Annotated in this window: 16 protein-coding genes and 2 pseudogenes; 12 read left to right on the forward strand and 6 right to left on the reverse strand. The window is 63.8% G+C overall.

Going from position 1 to position 17739, the window contains the following annotated elements:
- Positions 1-20 precede the first annotated feature (20 nt).
- Positions 21-1508: pseudogene (locus CD932_RS29575) on the reverse strand (IS66 family transposase).
- Positions 1509-1873: 365 nt separating this feature from the next.
- On the opposite strand from CD932_RS29575, the gene CD932_RS25980 reads away from it, so the two are divergent.
- Positions 1874-2278 (forward strand): DUF4431 domain-containing protein, encoded by a 405-nt coding sequence (locus CD932_RS25980; protein WP_094445753.1) that lies wholly within the window; start codon positions 1874-1876, stop codon positions 2276-2278.
- A gap of 5 nt (positions 2279-2283) precedes the next feature.
- On the opposite strand, the gene CD932_RS25985 is transcribed toward CD932_RS25980, so the two are convergent.
- From CD932_RS25985 to CD932_RS26000, 4 genes and pseudogenes are all read right to left on the reverse strand, one after another.
- Positions 2284-3081, reverse strand: a complete 798-nt coding sequence (locus tag CD932_RS25985; RefSeq protein WP_094445754.1) for an SDR family oxidoreductase — start codon at positions 3079-3081, stop codon at positions 2284-2286.
- A 93-nt stretch (positions 3082-3174) separates the two neighbouring features.
- Complete coding sequence (locus CD932_RS25990) at positions 3175-3771, reverse strand: TetR/AcrR family transcriptional regulator (protein ID WP_254926769.1); 597 nt, start codon at positions 3769-3771, stop codon at positions 3175-3177.
- Between the two features lie 96 nt (positions 3772-3867).
- Positions 3868-5263, reverse strand: a pseudogene (locus tag CD932_RS25995) (GntP family permease).
- A gap of 121 nt (positions 5264-5384) precedes the next feature.
- Positions 5385-5768 (reverse strand): hypothetical protein, encoded by a 384-nt coding sequence (locus CD932_RS26000; RefSeq protein ID WP_094445756.1) that lies wholly within the window; start codon positions 5766-5768, stop codon positions 5385-5387.
- A 266-nt stretch (positions 5769-6034) separates the two neighbouring features.
- On the opposite strand from CD932_RS26000, the gene CD932_RS26005 reads away from it, so the two are divergent.
- From CD932_RS26005 to CD932_RS26015, 3 genes are all read left to right on the forward strand, one after another.
- The gene (locus CD932_RS26005; RefSeq protein WP_254926777.1) at positions 6035-7216 is read left to right on the forward strand and encodes a benzoate/H(+) symporter BenE family transporter; all 1182 of its coding nucleotides are present in this window, start codon (positions 6035-6037) and stop codon (positions 7214-7216) included.
- A 96-nt stretch (positions 7217-7312) separates the two neighbouring features.
- On the forward strand, positions 7313-8662 hold the full coding sequence (locus CD932_RS26010) for an MFS transporter (protein ID WP_094445757.1): 1350 nt from the start codon (positions 7313-7315) through the stop codon (positions 8660-8662).
- 28 nt (positions 8663-8690) lie between these two features.
- Complete coding sequence (locus CD932_RS26015; protein WP_094445883.1) at positions 8691-9776, forward strand: porin; 1086 nt, start codon at positions 8691-8693, stop codon at positions 9774-9776.
- A gap of 69 nt (positions 9777-9845) precedes the next feature.
- On the opposite strand, the gene CD932_RS26020 is transcribed toward CD932_RS26015, so the two are convergent.
- Complete coding sequence (locus CD932_RS26020) at positions 9846-10760, reverse strand: LysR family transcriptional regulator (RefSeq protein ID WP_094445884.1); 915 nt, start codon at positions 10758-10760, stop codon at positions 9846-9848.
- Positions 10761-10862: 102 nt separating this feature from the next.
- Here CD932_RS26020 and CD932_RS26025 point away from each other — a divergent pair, with 102 nt between their 5' ends.
- From CD932_RS26025 to pcaD, 8 genes are read left to right on the forward strand one after another with little or no spacing between them, the layout of a single operon-like run.
- A complete protein-coding gene (locus tag CD932_RS26025) occupies positions 10863-11972 on the forward strand; it encodes a muconate/chloromuconate family cycloisomerase (RefSeq protein WP_094445758.1) in 1110 nt (369 codons plus the stop codon).
- A 12-nt stretch (positions 11973-11984) separates the two neighbouring features.
- Positions 11985-12275: a muconolactone Delta-isomerase gene (catC, locus tag CD932_RS26030; protein WP_094445759.1), complete on the forward strand. Its 291-nt coding sequence runs from the start codon at positions 11985-11987 to the stop codon at positions 12273-12275.
- Positions 12276-12308: 33 nt separating this feature from the next.
- A complete protein-coding gene (catA, locus tag CD932_RS26035; protein ID WP_094445760.1) occupies positions 12309-13229 on the forward strand; it encodes a catechol 1,2-dioxygenase in 921 nt (306 codons plus the stop codon).
- 10 nt (positions 13230-13239) lie between these two features.
- Positions 13240-14616, forward strand: coding sequence for a benzoate 1,2-dioxygenase large subunit (gene benA, locus CD932_RS26040; protein ID WP_094445761.1), 1377 nt, complete (start codon positions 13240-13242; stop codon positions 14614-14616).
- The gene (benB, locus tag CD932_RS26045) at positions 14613-15104 is read left to right on the forward strand and encodes a benzoate 1,2-dioxygenase small subunit (RefSeq protein WP_094445762.1); all 492 of its coding nucleotides are present in this window, start codon (positions 14613-14615) and stop codon (positions 15102-15104) included. Before benA ends, benB begins: the two co-directional genes overlap by 4 nt.
- Positions 15105-15132: 28 nt before the next feature.
- Positions 15133-16152: a benzoate 1,2-dioxygenase electron transfer component BenC gene (gene benC, locus CD932_RS26050; RefSeq protein WP_094445763.1), complete on the forward strand. Its 1020-nt coding sequence runs from the start codon at positions 15133-15135 to the stop codon at positions 16150-16152.
- A 3-nt stretch (positions 16153-16155) separates the two neighbouring features.
- Positions 16156-16941 carry a 1,6-dihydroxycyclohexa-2,4-diene-1-carboxylate dehydrogenase gene (locus tag CD932_RS26055; protein ID WP_094445764.1) on the forward strand — a complete coding sequence of 262 codons (786 nt, stop codon included), beginning with the start codon at positions 16156-16158 and terminating at the stop codon, positions 16939-16941.
- Between the two features lie 9 nt (positions 16942-16950).
- The gene (pcaD, locus tag CD932_RS26060; RefSeq protein WP_094445765.1) at positions 16951-17736 is read left to right on the forward strand and encodes a 3-oxoadipate enol-lactonase; all 786 of its coding nucleotides are present in this window, start codon (positions 16951-16953) and stop codon (positions 17734-17736) included.
- The last annotated feature ends 3 nt before the right edge of the window (positions 17737-17739 follow it).

Below are 17739 nucleotides of genomic sequence, written 5' to 3' on the forward strand. Positions count from 1 at the left end.
GCAACGGAGGTGTATCAGTTTTAAATCGCTGCAAGCGCCGAAACTGTATCAGTTTTAAATCGCTGTTGACAGTTGTCGAGATTGATCTCGGGATGGGCCACAAAAACGGTCAAGCCAAGCCAGTGTTTGCGCAGGCTCACCATGACCTTGACAGCAGCCGGGTGCAACGTCCCATCGCGTAACTCGGCATCGCGCAACTCGGCATCGCGCAACTCGGCCATCGATTGCAGATGCCGTTCGATCGCCACCGTGCCCAGGGTAAAGGCGGCGCTGTCGGTCCGCACGGCCAGGCGCTCGGCGTTGAGATGATACAAGGTGCCGATTCGTTCGACCCAGGCCAGCGACCAGCTCAGCAGTTGGGGATAGCCCAGCGCCAGGGTCAGGAAATCGCGCCGTAAGTGGGCCCAGCAAAAAGCGAGCCGCAGCCCGAGCCGGCGCGCCATGGTCTGATATGCGCTGTAGCGGTCGCAGACGATGATGCCGTCTGACAGTCCCTTGAAGTGGGCTTGCGGCACGGTCGCGGCACGGCTGGGTTCGAGGTCGAAGTAAATCACGCTCGTCGAGCGATAGACCCATCAATACCAGCGGTTCGTTTTCCGTACCTCGACATGCTCGAAGACCCGCCAGCCGGTTTCGTCGGCGTACCAGTGGGTGTCGGTCAGTTGCCGCTCCCGGAACGCCGACATCAGTGGATCGAACAGCGGCGCCAGATAGGCAAAGCCGCCGGCCACCGTGCCCGGCGCCACGTCCAGACCGAGGGCTTTCCACGATTGCAGCAGGCGATGCGTGGGGCGGCCGTACAGGAATTTATCGAGCATCAGTTCGGTCCAGATCGAGATACCGTACTTACCCTTTGGGATGATCTTCGGCGGCGCGGGCGCAGTCACGATGGCAGGCAACGCGCAGCACTGGCAGACCGGTTCGTATTGTTTGCGCCGGATCAGGCGGCGATACGCCCTGACCTCGATTTCGATGACTTCACTGTCCTCGCTGCCGGCATACGGCGCCAATGCCAGGCCGCACTGCGGGCAGCATTTATCCACCGCCGGCAAATCCACCACTTCCAGCACTGCCGGCAACGTCGTTGGCGTTGTGCGGCCATGGCCGGGCTGCCCAGGCTGATGCCCGCGTGGTCGTCCCGTTCCGGCCAGCTGACCAGGCAGCTTGCCTCGCTGTCCCTTCGATTTTTCACTTTTCCGGCCGAACAAGCGTTGCTGGAAGTCCTTGACCTGCGCTTGCGCTTTGTCCAGCGCATCCTGTAGCGCCAACAGGGCTTGCGCGGCACGTTCGTCACGCCGCGCCATCTCATCCTTGAGGCGCTCGATATCTCGATTCCGATGATCGCTTAGCTTGCTAAACTGCACCTGCCAGTAATGCGCATCCCATTTGAGCTCGATGTACTCTGCCTTGCTGATGCTGACCATTTGCCGCTCGAACGGCGTGCCGCCAGGCCGCCCCGCAGGTGGCGCGGTTTCGCTATCGACAGGAGGGGCGGTAGTGGAGGTCATGCCATCAGAATACAAACATCCAACGGCGACGCCATGGCCAGATCAAATCAGTTTGATATATCGCAAAATGTGGGTCTGGAGGGAGTGATATTGATTTGCCGAATTTTTACTCAAAAAAGAACACAATACTTCCAAGTCTTTGATTTGTAATGATTTACTAGCAATCTGTGGCACGATAAAAGTGGTGACAAGCGCGTTCTGAACGCAGAGGCCAGAGGTTCGAATCCTCTCCCCCCGACCACTTCACCTCACGCGGTCCTTGTCCAAACCCGCTTCCACATTACAGATAAGCAAGGTGCACCAAATCACCTTGCTCGCTATAAAATCCCCGCTAACATAAGCCCTGGCCCTACTGGAACCCTGCCATGACCATCCGCATGAAGCTGTCGAAGCTGCTGTTTTTCAGCCTGTTTTGCCCGGCGGCGCATGCCGCCGATTGCCTGAAATATGAACCCGATACCGTGGCCCTGAGCGGCACCTTGCATCGGGCAACGTTTCCTGGCCGTCCGAACTTTGAAAGCATCGCCGAAGGCGACGAAGCCGAAACCGGCTTTTACCTGACGCTCCGGGCCGCCATCTGCACCCAGGGCGATGGCGGCCCGGAGCGTGAGCCGCACAAGGATGTGCGGGAAATTGAGCTGGTGCTCACGCCAGCGCAGTACGCCACATTAAGGCCGCAACTGGGCCAGCAGGTCCAGTTGCGCGGCCAGCTGTTTTCCAGTTTTACCGGACACCACCACGCTGACGTCTTGCTGCGGGTAGCGCAGTAGCGAGGTCAAGGCCGTTGCAAACGCGGCGCGACCTTGCCGGTTTGCGAGGCGGCAAACAGGGCCACGCGGGCTTGCTCGTGACGTTCGATCAGGCTGGCGTCGGCCACCGATGGCAGGGTCAGGCTCTCACCCTGGTCGAGCGCGAACAAAGCTGCATCGACCATGGCGTCGGCCGCCATCACGGTGTCGGGCGCCAGCGCCGCCAGCGGCACGCCGGACGCATCCCACAACTCGGTGGCGGTGGCGGCCGGCAGTACCGCCTGGACTTTCACGCCCGTGCCTTCCAGTTCCTGTTCCAGACCGCGCGTAAAAGCCACCACATAGGACTTGGTGCCGCTGTAGACGGCGCTGATCGGCAAGGTATGCAGGCCCAGCACGGAAGCGATATTGATGATGGTGCCCTGCTTGCGCTCTTTGAAGCCAGGCAAGGCCGCGTGCGTGAGGCGGGTCAGCGCCGTGATGTTCAGCGCCAGCTGGGATGCCAGGTCCTGCTCGGTGCTGGCGGCAACCGGCGCCAGCCGTGCACTCCCGGCATTATTGACCAGCACGCTGATCGCCGGGTCGCTGGCCAGCAATTGCACCACGCTGTCCTGCCCCGCTTCGGTGGCCAGGTCGGCGACCAGCGGCTCGACTCGCACGCCATGCTTGACGGAGATGGCGTCAGCCAGGGACTGCAGGCGGTCGGCGCGGCGCGCGACCAGCACCAGGTCGTAGCCGCGCTGGGCAAGACGGTCGGCGTAGATGGCGCCGATGCCCGAGGAGGCGCCGGTGATGACAGCAATATTGCGGATAGTGGCAGACATGTTTGTTTCCTTTATGGTGAGCGGCGCACAATGCGCCGCAGGTTGGCTTAATATGATGGTCATCATATTATTGTGCAAAAAAAAGCGCCGACATTACCCGGCACCTGGTGAAAACTGTTTCATGGTTGCGGCGCACAGGGCGGCTGACAGCCTGGGATCGTCCACCGCCCGCGCCAGCATGGTGGTGCCGATCAGCGCGCACAGCAAGGCCATCGCTTCTTCATGGGCGCGCGCATCGCCCCAGTCGGGCATCTGGCGCGCCAGCAGGTCGATCATTTCCTTGATATGCAGGGTGGCGGCATGGCGCACTTCGGGCGCCTGGCGCGGCATTTCACAGGCCAGCGCCGCTACCGGGCAGCCGGTTTCGACGGCGGCGATATGTTCGGGCGACAGATACGCCTTCATGATCGCCTGCACCGACTGCCCCGGCGGCGCGGCGGCGGCCAGGCGCGACGCCAGCGCCACCGAGTCGCTGCCGGCACGGTCGCCGGCCTCGGCCAGCAAGGCGTCGCGCGACGCAAAGTGCGCGTAGAAGCCGCCGTGCGTCAGGCCCGCTTCCTTCATGATGTCGGCCACGCCGGTGCCGCTGTAACCGCTGCGACGGATCGCGCGCGACGCCACTTCGACGATGCGTTCGTGGGTGGCTTCCTTGCGGCTGGCAGCGGGGGGGCGCGATGATTTATTATGCATGACGATCATCATATATCATTTTCAGGCCTGCTGCATGCTGGCGTTACAATCTGTGTCGTCGCACAGGATGAGTATATGCCTGCCATTCGGTGGCTATCACACCAAGCCGGTCAGATAATACGTCGCAATCACCAAAAACACGACCCCCGTCTTGATGATCGTAATCCCGAAAATATCGCGATACGACTGCCGGTGCGTCAGTCCCGTGACGGCCAGCAGCGTGATCACGGCGCCGTTGTGCGGCAGGGTGTCCATGCCGCCGCTGGCCATGGCCACCACGCGGTGCATCACGTCGAGCGGAATGTTCGCCTGCTGGGCGGCAGCGATAAAACTGTCGGACATGGCGGCCAGGGCGATGCTCATGCCGCCCGACGCCGAGCCTGTGATACCGGCCAGGGCGGTGACGGAGACGGCCGCGTTGACCAGTGGGTCGGGCACGCTGCGCAGGGCGTCGCGCACCACGATAAAGCCGGGCAGCGCGGCGATCACGCCGCCGAAACCGTATTCGGAGGCCGTATTCATGGCGGCCAGCAAGGCGCCGCCGACCGCGCCCTTGGTGCCTTCGGCAAAGCCGTCCCTGATACGCTTGAACGCGGTGGCGCAGACCAGCAAAATCCCCAGCAGCAAGGCGCCCTCCACGGCCCAGATGTCGACCACGGCGCTGATCGATGTGCTCACGGGCGCGTGCAGGCCCGGCAATTCATCGCTGGTGATGACATGGCTGGCGCCGTACCAGCGCGGTATCCACTGGGTCAGCAGGAAGTTTGCCACGCCGACCAGTATCAGCGGCGCGACGGCCAGCAGCGGTGACGGCAGGCTGGACGGATCCCTGGGCCACCGGCTCGGTGTCGCCGCCATAGCCTTCGCCGCTGGCCATCACCGAGCGCCGCCGCCATTCGAGGTACGTCAAGCCACAGACAATCATCAGGAAGGCGCCGATGGTGCCCAGCCACGGCGCGGCCCAGCCGGTGGTCTGAAAAAAGGTGGTGGGAATGATGTTCTGGATCTGCGGCGTGCCGGGCAAGGTGTCCATGGTGAAGGTGAACGCGCCCAGGGCGATGGCGCCCGGCATCAGGCGCTTGGGGATATTGCTCTGGCGGTAGAGTTCGGCCGCGAACGGATAGACGGCGAACACCACCACGAACAGCGACACGCCGCCATAGGTCAGCGCCCCGCATACGGCGACGATCACGGCATTGGCGCGCGAGCGGCCGATATGGCGGATCGCCGCCACCACGATGGACTGCGAAAAGCCGGACATTTCAATCAGCTTGCCGAATACGGCGCCGAGCAGGAAGACGGGGAAATACAGCTTGATAAAGCCCACCATCTTTTCCATGAAGATGCCGCTGAATACGGGCGCCACCGCCGACGCATCGGTCAGCAGCACGGCGCCCAGAGCGGCCACGGGGGCGAACAGGATCACGCTGTAGCCGCGGTAGGCGGCCAGCATCAGGAAGGCCAGGGCGGCCAGGACGATCAGGAAGGACATGGCAATTAGCCTTTGGCGAAGTAATCGATGGAAAACATGCCAAAAATATCATGGTTTGAATAAATTACCAATCCACAATATCAAGTTCTCCGCACCGGCTGCCTTTTTTCAAGGCCCAGGATCAGGCAGCGTCGACCAGCAAAGACGGCTGCAGTGCGCGGATGCGCAATTCGGTGAAATAGCCGCCCGCCTCGTTATAGCGCAAATAGTAGCGGCCACAGTTCAGGCAGCGCGCCACCTGGCTGAGGTTGGCCGGATAGTAACGCGGCGCAATCGGCGCAGCGGCGCTGTCGTAGCGCGTGCCGTGCGGATGGTATTCGGCAAACGTTGGTTCTTCGTAGGGATCGGCGCGCAAGGTGCCGACTTCCTCGAAGCGGTCCAGCTCAAGCGACATCGGCAGGCGCTGCCATGCCAGCAGCGGCACGGCACAGCAACTGCACGGCTGCGTGATCGCCGCCGAGGTGGCGGCAAAGCGGGACAAGGCGGGAAAATCGATCCATATCATCAAAAGTACCTGCAATAAATATGCTGCCGGGCACCAAGCCAGGCGGCGTAGCTGATTGTAGCGCAAGCCATCAGGCTAAAGACGCATACCTTTTGAGTATCGACTGGATACCCAATCGGTGTTGGACGCCACCGCACTAGTTATCTAACCTGCGTATATCTGATAACAGCAGGAGTGATGACTTGTCGCACAGCACACAAGCACGGCCGCGCAGCACCGCCTGCCCGCCGCCAGGCCAGGCACCGGATGACAAGCCGGCAAGCGCACTGCGGCTGGGCGACTGGTCGGTGTCCGCAGTGGCTGCCGGCTTCATGGCCGTACTGGTTTCCTACGCGGGACCGCTGGCGATTTTCTACCAGGCGGCACAGGCGGCGCAGATGAGCAATGCGCAGTTTGCGTCGTGGGTATGGGGCATTTCCATCGGTGCTGCCGCCGCCGGCATTTTCCTCAGCTGGACGCTGCGCATTCCCGTCATCACCGCCTGGTCGGCACCCGGTACGGCGCTGCTCATCACGCTGTTTCCCGCCATGTCGATCGGCGACGCCATCGGCGCCTACCTGAGCGCCGCCGCCATCCTGCTGGTGATCGGCTTGTCGGGCCAGTTCGAGCGGCTGATGAGCGCCATCCCCAAAGGCGTGGCGAGCGGCATGATGGCCGGCATCCTGCTGCCCTTCGGCCTGAATGCGTTCAAGGCCATCGGTTCGCTGCCCCTGCTCAGCGGCGGCATGATCATCGCCTACCTGCTCTTCAGGCGCATGCTGCCGCGCTATTGCATCGTGCTGCTGCTGGCGACCGGCGCGCTGCTGGCCTGGGCCGGCGGACTGACCCACTTTGACGGCTTTACCGTGGAACTGGCAAGGCCGCAGTTCATTGCGCCAAGCTGGTCCTGGGCCAGCACCTTCAGCCTGGCGCTGCCGCTGGTGCTGACCACCCTGACAGGACAGTACCTGCCCGGCATGGCCGTGCTGCGGGGCGCAGGCTACGACAGCCCGGTGCGGCCGATACTCACCGCCAGCAGCGTCGCCTCGCTGGCCGTGGCCTGCACCGGTGGCATCACGATCGCCATTGCCGCCATCACCGCCGCCATGTGCACCGGACGCGATGCCCACGATGATCCGGCGCGCCGCTACATCGCCGGTGTCGCCAACGGCCTGTTCTACCTTGCCGCTGGTCTGTGCGGCGGCTCGCTGGTGATGCTGTTTGCCGCGCTGCCGCGCGAACTGGTGGCCACGCTGGCCGGCATGGCCTTGCTGGGCGCCATGACACTCAACCTGGTTGGCGTGGCTGCGGCCGAAGACCACCGCGAAGCGGCCGTCATTACCTTCCTCGCCACGGCCTCGGGGATGCGCTTCCTGGGCCTGGGTTCGGCCTTCTGGGGCATCCTGATCGGCATGCTGGCCTGCTGGCTGCTCCATGGCAAGCGGCGGCAAGCCACGCCGCCCTCCTGACGCAACACCACCATTTTTCATGAATCACGGCTGCCGGCTGCATGGCCGGCAGCCGTTCGCACCCACAGACCAAAAAACACCAAGGAGACCAGCATCATGCGACAGATCGATGTACACGAATTATCCGACCAGGCCCGTTTCAACCGCTTCCATGCAGGCGTGCTGCTATGGTGCGCCATCATCATCATCTGCGACGGCTACGACCTGGCCGTGGCTGGCATCGCCCTGCCCTCGATCATGAAGGACATGGGCGTGACGGCGCAGAACGCCGGCTTCATGGTCAGTTCGGCCCTGTTTGGCATGATGTTCGGCGCCATCTTTCTGGGCACCATCGCCGACCGCATCGGCCGCCGCAAGGCCATCGCCATCTGCATCGCGCTGTTCAGCATCTTTACGGCGGCGGCGGGCTTCACCCACGACCCCTACACCTTCAGCGCCATGCGCTTCCTGGCCGGCCTGGGCATCGGCGGCGTGATGCCCAACGTGGTGGCGCAAATGACGGAATACTCTCCCAGGAAAATCCGCGCCACCATGGTCACGCTGATGTTCAGCGGCTATGCGGTAGGCGGCATGCTCGCTGCGCTGCTGGGCAAGGGGCTGCTGGAGACTTATGGCTGGTCATCCGTCTTCCTGGCCGCTGGCCTGCCGGTGCTGCTGATCCCGGTGATCCTCAGGACCCTGCCCGAATCGATGCCTTTCCTGATCCGCGAAAACCGCCTCGATGAACTCAAGCAGATCGTCGCGCGCATGGAGCCTTCGTATCGTCCCGATGCCGGCGACCGCTTCGCCCTGCCGGTGCGCGAGCGTGCCGAAGGCGCACCGATCGGCAAGCTGTTCCAGGATGGGCGCGGCTTGAGCACGGTGATGTTCTGGATCGCCTTTTTCATGTGCCTGTTCATGGTCTATGCGCTCAGCTCCTGGCTCACCAAGCTGATGGCCAGCGCCGGCTACAGCCTCGGTTCCGCCCTGACCTTCGTGCTGGTGCTGAACTTCGGCGCCATGATCGGCGCGGTCGGCGGCGGCTGGCTGGCCGATCGCTTCAATATCAAATATGTGCTGATGGGGATGTACGCGCTGGCGGCAATATCGATTACCTCGCTGGGCTTCAAGGTGCCTGCCGAGGTGCTGTTCCTGCTGGTCGGCCTGGCCGGCGCCTCGACCATCGGCACGCAGATCGTCACCTATGCGTATGCGGGCCAGTTCTACCCGATGGCGATTCGCTCGACGGGCATCGGCTGGGCCTCTGGCGTGGGCCGCAGCGGCGCCATCCTGGCGCCCATCGTCATCGGCACGCTGGTCGGCATGGCGCTGCCGCTGGAGCAGAATTTCATGGCCATCGCCATCCCGGCTGTCATCGCCGTACTTGCCGTGTCGCAGATACGCCATGGCAAGTCGGCATCGGCCCATGCGGCGCCAGCACCACGCGCAGCCGCCACCCATTCGTAACGCCACCATGACCATCAGGGAGAACAATATGAATCACACCACAGCCGTCGCGGCACTGCTCGCGGCAGGATGCTGCTGCACAGGCGCGCAGGCCCAGCAAGTAACAATGTACGGCCTGCTCGACCTGGGCGTGGCCTACACCACCAATGCCAATGCCGGCGGCGACAGCGTCTTCAAGATGCCGTCGCTGACGGCCTCGCTGCCTTCACGCATCGGTTTTCGCGGCAGCGAAGAGCTGGGCGGCGGCACGCAGGCCATCTTCGCACTGGAAACCGGCATCGGCGCCGACACGGGCACGACCGGCCAGGGCAACCGCCTGTTTGGCCGCGCCGCCTGGGTGGGCCTGAAAAACCATTACGGCCAGCTGATGCTGGGCCGGCAGGTCAACATGACCTTTCTTGCCACCGCCAAGGCCGACATCATCGGACCGAACATCTTCAGCATCAGCAGCCTCGACCTGTACCTGCCCAATGCGCGCAGCGACAACGCGATCGGTTACCTGGGTGTCTTCAAGGAGCTGACCGTGGGCGCCACCTACAGCTTTGGCCGCGACGCCTCGTCGGCGGGCGGGCCGGCCGCTACCGGCTGCGCCGGCGAAGTGGCGGGCAATGCAAGGGCGTGCCGGCAAGTGACGGGCATGCTGGCCTGGGACACGAAAACCTGGGGTGCTTCGGCTTCGTACGACCAGTTGCGCGGCGGCCCGGGCGCGGCCAATGGCCTGACGCGCGCGGCAGACACCGACCGCCGCATCTCGCTGAACGGCTACGCGGTGCTGGGACCGGCGAAGATCGGCGGCGGCGCCATCGAGCGCAGCATCGACGCGGCCAGCGCTACCCGGCAGGGCCTGTACTACCTGGGCGCCGCCTACACCTTCGACGGTCCGTGGCAGCTCGACGCGCAGCTGTCGCGGCTCGACGTCAGGCACACTGCCAGGGTCTCCAACCTGGCGGTGCTGCGCGCCACCTATCACCTGTCCCGGCGCAGCGCCGTCCATGCCTCGCTCGGCCGCATTCAAAACAGGGGCGGCGCCGCCATCGCCCTGGACGCCGGCGGCACCGTCGGCGCCGGCTTGAACCAGTCCGGCGTGCTGGTGGGCGTGCGCCATATGTTCTAGCCTGTCCCTTGCCTGCAGGCAGATCGGTGAAGCAGTGCCTGAGCAGGTCCATGCAGGCCTGCACACACGCTACAGCACTTCCTTGACGTGGACCAGGCCGAGGGCGTCGTAGATTTCATAGATCACGGCGAGCATGTTGGCCAGTTCTTCCGCGCGGTCCATTTCGCGCACGCTGAAGATGATGGGCGAGACGGCGCGGCGGTCGTCGATGGGGCGATACACCACGTCAGTGCGCTGCATGCCCTGCAGGCTGTCGGGCACGATGGCGATGCCCTGGCCGGCACCCACCAGGCCGATGGCGATCTGCAGTTCGCGCACTTCGATCACCTGTTCGGGAACGATCATGCGGTCGCGGAACGTGGCCAGTACCTGGTCGGCAAAGCTGGGGCGCGGCGACTTCGGATAGACGATCAGGGGGTCATGCAGCAGGTCAGTCATCTTCAGCGGCTCGTTTTGCCTGGTCAGCCGGTGCCCCAATGGCAGCGCGACGATCAGCGGCTCTTCACGCAGCACGATGCGGCGGATCGCCGCGTCGTCGCTTTTCAGGCGACCGAAACCCACATCGATGCGCCCCTCCTTGAGCGCCTTCAGCTGCTCCATGGTGGTCATTTCGTGGAAGGCGATGTCGACAGCCTGGTAGCGCTCGCGAAAACGCCGCACGATTTCAGGCAGCAGGCCATACAAGGTGGACGCGACAAAGCCGATCGACAGCGTGCGCTCGATCTTGCCGACGCGCCGGGTCATGGTTTTCAGGTCGGCTGCCTTGGCCAGCAGCTCCTGCGCATGCGCATGAAAGAACCGCCCCGCCTCGGTCAGGCGCAAGGGCCGCGAGCCTTTTTCAATCAACAGCACCTCCAGTTCTTCTTCCAGTTGCTGGATCTGGCGGCTCAGCGGCGGCTGGGCGATATGCAGTCGCTCGGCAGCCCGCGTGAAATTCTTTTCTTCGGCGACAGCGACGAAATAACGCAAATGACGCAGTTCCATATTCATACCTATAAAGTATTGAATCCATACCAAAACAGTGTTGGACGCGGGGTGTGACGGGGAATATCGTACATATACCTGCTCACATTATACAAATTAAATATGATACTCAGTATAGAAACCATCCTTGCAGACGTGCCCACCATCCGCGCCCACAAGATGTCGGTCGCCACCATGCAGTCGCAAACGCTGGTCCTGGTACGCATACGTTGCGCCGACGGCATCGAGGGCTGGGGCGAGGCCACCACCATCGGCGGCCTCAACTACGGCGAGGAAAGCCCGGAGAGTATCAAGGTCAATATCGACACGCATATCGCTCCCCTGCTCGTTGGCATGGAAGCGACGGCCGTGGCCAAGGCCATGGCGAAGCTGCGCAAGGTCATTCAGGGCAACCGCTTCGCCAAATGCGCGATCGAGACGGCCCTGCTGGACGCGCAGGGCCAGCGCCTGGGAGTGCCGCTGAGCGAATTGCTGGGCGGCCGGGTGCGCGACGCCCTGCCTGTGGCCTGGACCCTGGCCAGTGGCGACACGGCGCAGGATATCGCCGAAGCGCAGCACATGCTGGAACTGCGCCGCCACCGCATCTTCAAGCTGAAGATCGGTTTGCGCAGCGTGGCCGACGACGTATCGCACGTGCTGGCCATCAAGCGTGCCCTGGGCGACGCCGCCAGCGTGCGGGTCGACGTCAACCAGGCCTGGAGCGAACTCGATGCCGTGCGCGGCATCGCCGCGCTGCAGGACGGCGGCGTGGACCTGATCGAACAACCGGTACGCGCCGACAACCCGGCCGCACTGGGCCGCCTGGCCGCCCGTTTCGACGTCGCCATCATGGCCGATGAAGCGCTGCACGGTCCGGCCGATGCCTTCCGCCTGGCCTGCGCCGGCAGCGCCGATGTGTATGCCGTCAAGATCACCCAGTCGGGCGGCCTGGTGCCGGCCCAGCAAGTGGCCGCCGTGGCGCAACTGGCCGGTATCGGCCTGTATGGCGGCACCATGCTGGAAGGCAGCATCGGCACGGCCGCCAGCGCCCACCTGTGCTCGACCTTCGCCGACCTGGCATGGGACACCGAATTGTTCGGCCCCCTGCTGCTGACGCAGGAAATCCTGCGCGAGCCGCTGGTCTACCGCGATTTCATGCTGCAAGTGCCTACCGGCGCCGGTCTGGGCGTGCAGATCGACACCGACAAACTGCGCCGTCTGGCGCGCCACTAAGAGGAGATTGCCATGCTGTTTCACGTCAGGATGGATGTCAGGCTGCCGCCCACCATGCCGGCCGAGCTGGCAGACACACTCAAGCAGCAAGAGAAAGCGCTGGCGCAAACACTGCAGGACGCCGGCCAATGGCGCCACCTGTGGCGCATCGCCGGTCAGTACGCCAACGTCAGCATCTTCGACGTGGCCGGCAACGAAGAGCTGCATGCGCTGCTGATGTCGCTGCCGCTGTATCCCTACATGCAGATCGACGTGATGCCCTTGTGCCGGCACCCATCGTCGGTCCGCGCAAACGATCTTTAACCACCGCAGCACCTTCCCCACAGAGGAGACACCATGACACACAATGACATCGATACCCTGGTAAAAAGCTGGATCGTCGACGCCGCCACCGGCCCCGCCAACCCGCGCGTGCAAGCGATCACGCTGCGCCTGGTAAGCGACCTGTGCAAGGCGATGGAAGACCTGGACATCCAGCCGGCCGAATTCTGGACCGGTCTCGATTTCCTGTCCAGGGCGGGTACCTCGCATGAACTGGGCCTGCTGGCGCCTGGCCTGGGCCTCGAGCGCTTCATGGACATCCGTGCCGACGAAGCCGAAGCGAAGGCGGGCCTGAACGGCGGCACGCCGCGTACCATCGAAGGTCCGCTGTACGTGGCTGGCGCGCCCGAAAGCGACGCTTTTGCCCGCCTTGACGACGACAGTGAAAGCGCGCAGGCCGAAGTGCTGCTGATGCAAGGCATCGTATACGATCAGCAAGGCAAGCCGCTGCCTGGCGCCAAGGTCGAGGTCTGGCATGCCAATCTGCTGGGCAACTACTCGCATTTCGACCAGAGCCAGTCTGCCTTCAACCTGCGCCGCACCATCTACACCGATGCGCAGGGACGCTACCAGTTCCGCAGCATCATGCCCAAGGGCTATGGCTGTCCTCCCAACGGCTGCACACAGTACCTGCTTGACCTGCTGGGCCGCCATGGCCAGCGTCCGGCCCATATCCACTTTTTCATCAGCGCCGATGGTCAGCGCCAGCTGACCACGCAGATCAACATCGACGGCGATGAATACCTGTGGGACGACTTCGCCTTTGCCAGCCGCGAAGGCCTGGTACCGGCGGTAACGCGCATCAGCGAGCCGGCGGCGATCGCCGCGAACGACCTGCGCCAGCCGTTCGCATCGATCGACTTCGATTTCCACCTGTATGCGGACACCACGGCGGCGCCAACGTCGCAAATCGAGCGCAGCCGCGCAGCCGCCTAGAGAGCACGCCATGATTCCCATCCATCCTTGCCGGCCCGCCAGCGCGCCGGCCCCCGACCTCGACGCCTTGCTGGTCGAAGACCAGGCCACGGGCGACCATCGCCTGCACCGCAGCGCCTTCACCGATGAAAGACTGTTCGAACTCGAGATGAAGCATATTTTCGAGGGCAACTGGATCTACCTGGCGCATGAAAGCCAGGTCGCCAACAACAACGACTACTACACCACCCACATCGGCCGCCAGCCCGTCTTCATCGCGCGCAACCGGCAAGGCGAGCTCAATGCCTTCATCAACGCCTGCAGCCATCGCGGCGCCCAGCTGTGCCGCCACAAGCGCGGCAACAAGGCCACCTATACCTGTCCCTTCCACGGCTGGACTTTCAATAACAGCGGCAAGCTGCTGAAGGTCAAGGACCCGGAAAACGCCGGCTACCCGGAATGCTTCAACAAGGAAGGCTCGCACGACCTGAAAAAAGTCGCGCGCTTCGCCAACTACAAGGGTTTCCTGTTCGGCAGCCTGAACGACAAGGTGGCGCCGCTCGAACAATTCCTGGGCGAGGCCAGCAAGATCATCGACATGATCGTCAACCAGTCACCGGATGGCCTGGAAGTGCTGCGTGGCGCCTCCACCTATACCTTCGATGGCAACTGGAAGCTGCAGGCTGAAAATGGCGCAGACGGCTATCACGTCTCGGCAGTACACTGGAATTACGCCGCCACCACCAACCGCCGCAAGGAGCAGGTGGCCCAGCACGAAGACAATATCCGCGCCATGGATGCCGGCAACTGGGGCCGCCAGGGCGGTGGCTTCTACGCCTTCAAGCAGGGACACATGCTGCTGTGGACGCAGTGGGCAAATCCGGAAGACCGGCCGAACTTTTCGCGCCACGCCGACTATGCGCGCCAGTTCGGCAAGCCGACGGCAGACTGGATGATCAGCCGTTCGCGCAATCTGTGCCTGTATCCGAACGTTTACCTGATGGATCAATTCGGCTCGCAGATCCGTTTGCTGCGGCCGATCTCCGTCGACAAGACGGAAGTGACGATCTACTGCATCGCGCCCAAAGGCGAGGACGCCGAGGCGCGTGCACGGCGCATCCGCCAGTACGAAGACTTCTTCAACGCCAGCGGCATGGCGACGCCGGACGACCTGGAAGAGTTCCGCGCTTGCCAGCAAGGCTATGCGGGCAGCGCCATGCCATGGAACGACATGTGCCGCGGCGCCACGCACTGGATCACCGGGGCCGACGCGGCGGCGCAGGAAATCGGCCTGCAGCCCCTGATGAGCGGCGCGCGCACCGAAGATGAAGGCTTGTACACGGTACAACACCGTTACTGGCTCGACGTCATGAAACAGGCGCTGGCGGCCGAAGGAGAGCAGCCATGAGCGCCATCGCATCGCACGACATCGCCAGCTTCCTGTACCGCGAAAGCCGCTTGCTCGACGATGAACAATGGGATCAGTGGCTGGAATGCTACCACCCCGACGCGCAGTTCTGGATGCCGGCCTGGGATGACGACGGCACCCTGATCAGCGACCCGCAGCGCGAAATTTCGCTGATCTTCTATCCGACCCGCCAGGGGCTGGAGGACCGCGTCTTCCGCATCAAGACCGAGCGTTCCAGCGCCACCATGCCCGATACGCGGACCAGCCACAATATCGCCAATATCGAACTGGAAAAACAGGAAGGCGCGGTGTGCACGGTGCGTTTCAACTGGCATACGCTGAGCCACCGCTACAAGCGCGACTATGGCTACTTCGGCATGTCGCGCTACGTCATCGATTTTTCCGGCGCGCAACCGCAGATCCTGAACAAATATGTCGTTCTCAAGAACGACTATATCAACCAGGTCATCGACGTGTACCACATTTGACATGCTCTAGCGAGCAAGGAGACCGACGATGAGTCATCACATCGCCCTGCAATTCGAAGACGGGATCACCCGCTTCATTTCCTGTAACGACAATGAAAAGCTGGCCGACGCCGCGTATCGCCAGAAGATCAATATCCCGCTCGATTGCCGCGATGGCGCCTGCGGCACCTGCCGCGGCCAATGCGAATCGGGCAGCTACGATTTGCCCGCATCGAGCTATATCGACGATGCGCTTACGCCCGAAGAAGCGGCCCAGGGCCATATCCTGGCCTGCCAGATGCGCCCGCGATCGGACTGCGTGATCAGAATCCCCGCCACGTCCTCGGCCTGCAAGACCGGCGTGGCCAGCTACGCCGGCACGGTGGCGGCGGTGCGCCACCTGTCGCCGTCGACGATCGCCTTTGCGATCGACCTGGCCGCTCCGGAGGCGCTCGACTTCCTGCCCGGCCAGTACGTCAACGTGGCCATTCCAGGCACCACCCTGACGCGCTCGTATTCCTTCAGTTCGGTGCCAGGCGCGGCGCAGGCGCAGTTTGTGGTGCGCAACGTCCCTGGCGGGCAGATGAGCGGCTACCTGTCGCACACTGCCCAGCCAGGCGCGCCGGCCAGCTTCACCGGCCCGTACGGCAGCTTCTATCTGCGGCCGGTACAGCGCCCGCTGCTGATGCTGGCGGGCGGCACCGGCATCGCCCCCTTCCTGTCGATGCTCGGCGTGCTGGCGGCGCACGGCTTCACGCAGCCGGTACGCCTGGTCTATGCGGTGACCAATGAGCACGACCTGGTGGAGCTGGAACAGCTCGACCGCATCGCCGCCGCCCACCCGCAGTTCGCGTACATCACCTGCGTGGCGGCCAGCGACAGCGCCCATGCGCGCAAGGGCTACGCGACGGCGCATGTGGAACCATCCTGGATGAATGCGGGCGATGTCGACGTCTACCTGTGCGGCCCGGCCGGCATGGTCGATGCGGTCCGCAGCTGGCTCACGCAGACGGGTATGGTGCCCGCCAACTTCTATTATGAAAAATTTTCGGCAAGCAGCGGAGCGTGAACAATGAGTGATCGTCAACGATTTTCCGGCAAGGTGCTGCTGGTGACCGGCGCGGCGCAAGGCATAGGCCGCGGCGTTGCCCTGGCCGCCGCGCGTGAAGGCGCGCAACTGGTGCTGGCCGACCGCGCCGACCTGGTTGAACAGGTGGCGGCCGAGGCCGTTGCGCTGGGTGCGCGCGTGAGCGTGTGCAAGGCCGACCTCGAACAATACGCCGGCGCGCGCCAGCTGGCAACGCAGGCCATCAATGATTTTGGCCGTATCGATGTGCTGATCAACAATGTCGGCGGCACCATCTGGGCCCAGCCTTTCGAGGCCTACCAGGAGGAGCAGATCGAAGCGGAAATCCGCCGTTCGCTGTTCCCTACCCTGTGGTGCTGCCGGGCGGTGCTGCCGGCCATGCTGGAACAAGGCGCCGGCGCCATCGTCAATGTCTCCTCGATCGCCACGCGCAGCATTTACCGCGTACCCTACGCTGCGGCGAAGGGCGGAGTCAACGCGCTGACGGCCAGCCTGGCGCTCGAGCACGCGCAGCACGGCATCCGCGTCAATGCGGTCGCCACCGGCGGCACCGAAGCACCGCCTCGCACGATCCCGCGCAACCAGCAGCCGCTCAGCGAGCAGGAGCAGCTGTGGTACCAGGGCATCGTCGAGCAGACCATCGCCAGCAGCGCCATGCACCGCTATGGCAGCATCGCCGAACAGGTAGGCGCGATCCTGTTTCTCGCGTCCGACGAAGCGTCCTACATCACGGGCAGCGTGCTGCCTGTCGGTGGCGGCGACCAGGGCTAGGAGCAGCATATGCCACAGGCATACATCAAGGGCTATCTGCGGCATTACCGCAGCGAAGGTGATCCGCGCAAGCCGTGCGTGATGCTGTCAAACTCGCTGGGCACTGAGCTGAGCATGTGGGACGCCCAGGCCGAAGCCCTGGCGCAGCACTTCCATGTGCTGCGCCATGACACGCGCGGCCATGGCGGCAGCGCCAGCCACGCCGGCACCGCACCCTGCACCATTGCCATGCTGGGCCAGGACGCGCTCGACCTGCTCGATCACCTGGCGATCGGCAAGGCGCATTTCTGCGGCCTGTCGATGGGCGGCGTCACGGCACAGTGGCTGGGCGTGCACGCACCGCATCGCCTGCACAAGCTGGTGCTGGCCAATACGGCAGGCCGGATCGGCACGGCGCAAGGCTGGCTCAGCCGTGCGCACACGGTGCGCACCGGCGGCATGGCCGAGATTGCGGCAGGCGCTGGCGCTCGCTGGTTTACACCAGGCTTCATCGCCGCGCAGCCGGCCATCGTCACGGCCATGCTGGCCAGCCTGGCCGCCCAGGACGCCGATGGCTATGCCGCCTGCTGCGAGGCCCTGGCCAGCGCCGACTTGCGCGGCGACATCGGGGCGATCAGTGCGCCCACCCTGATCATCGCCGGCAGCCAGGACAGCGTCACCACGCTGGCCGACGCCAGGCAAATGCAGCAGGCGATTGTCCATGCCGAGGTGGCGACCGTGGCAGCGTCGCACCTGTCCAATATCGAAGCCGAACCGGCGTTTACCAGGCTGCTGCTGGCATTCCTGCAGGCCTGAAAT

Source organism: Janthinobacterium sp. PC23-8, from assembly GCF_002250505.1.
Classification (GTDB): domain Bacteria; phylum Pseudomonadota; class Gammaproteobacteria; order Burkholderiales; family Burkholderiaceae_D; genus Janthinobacterium.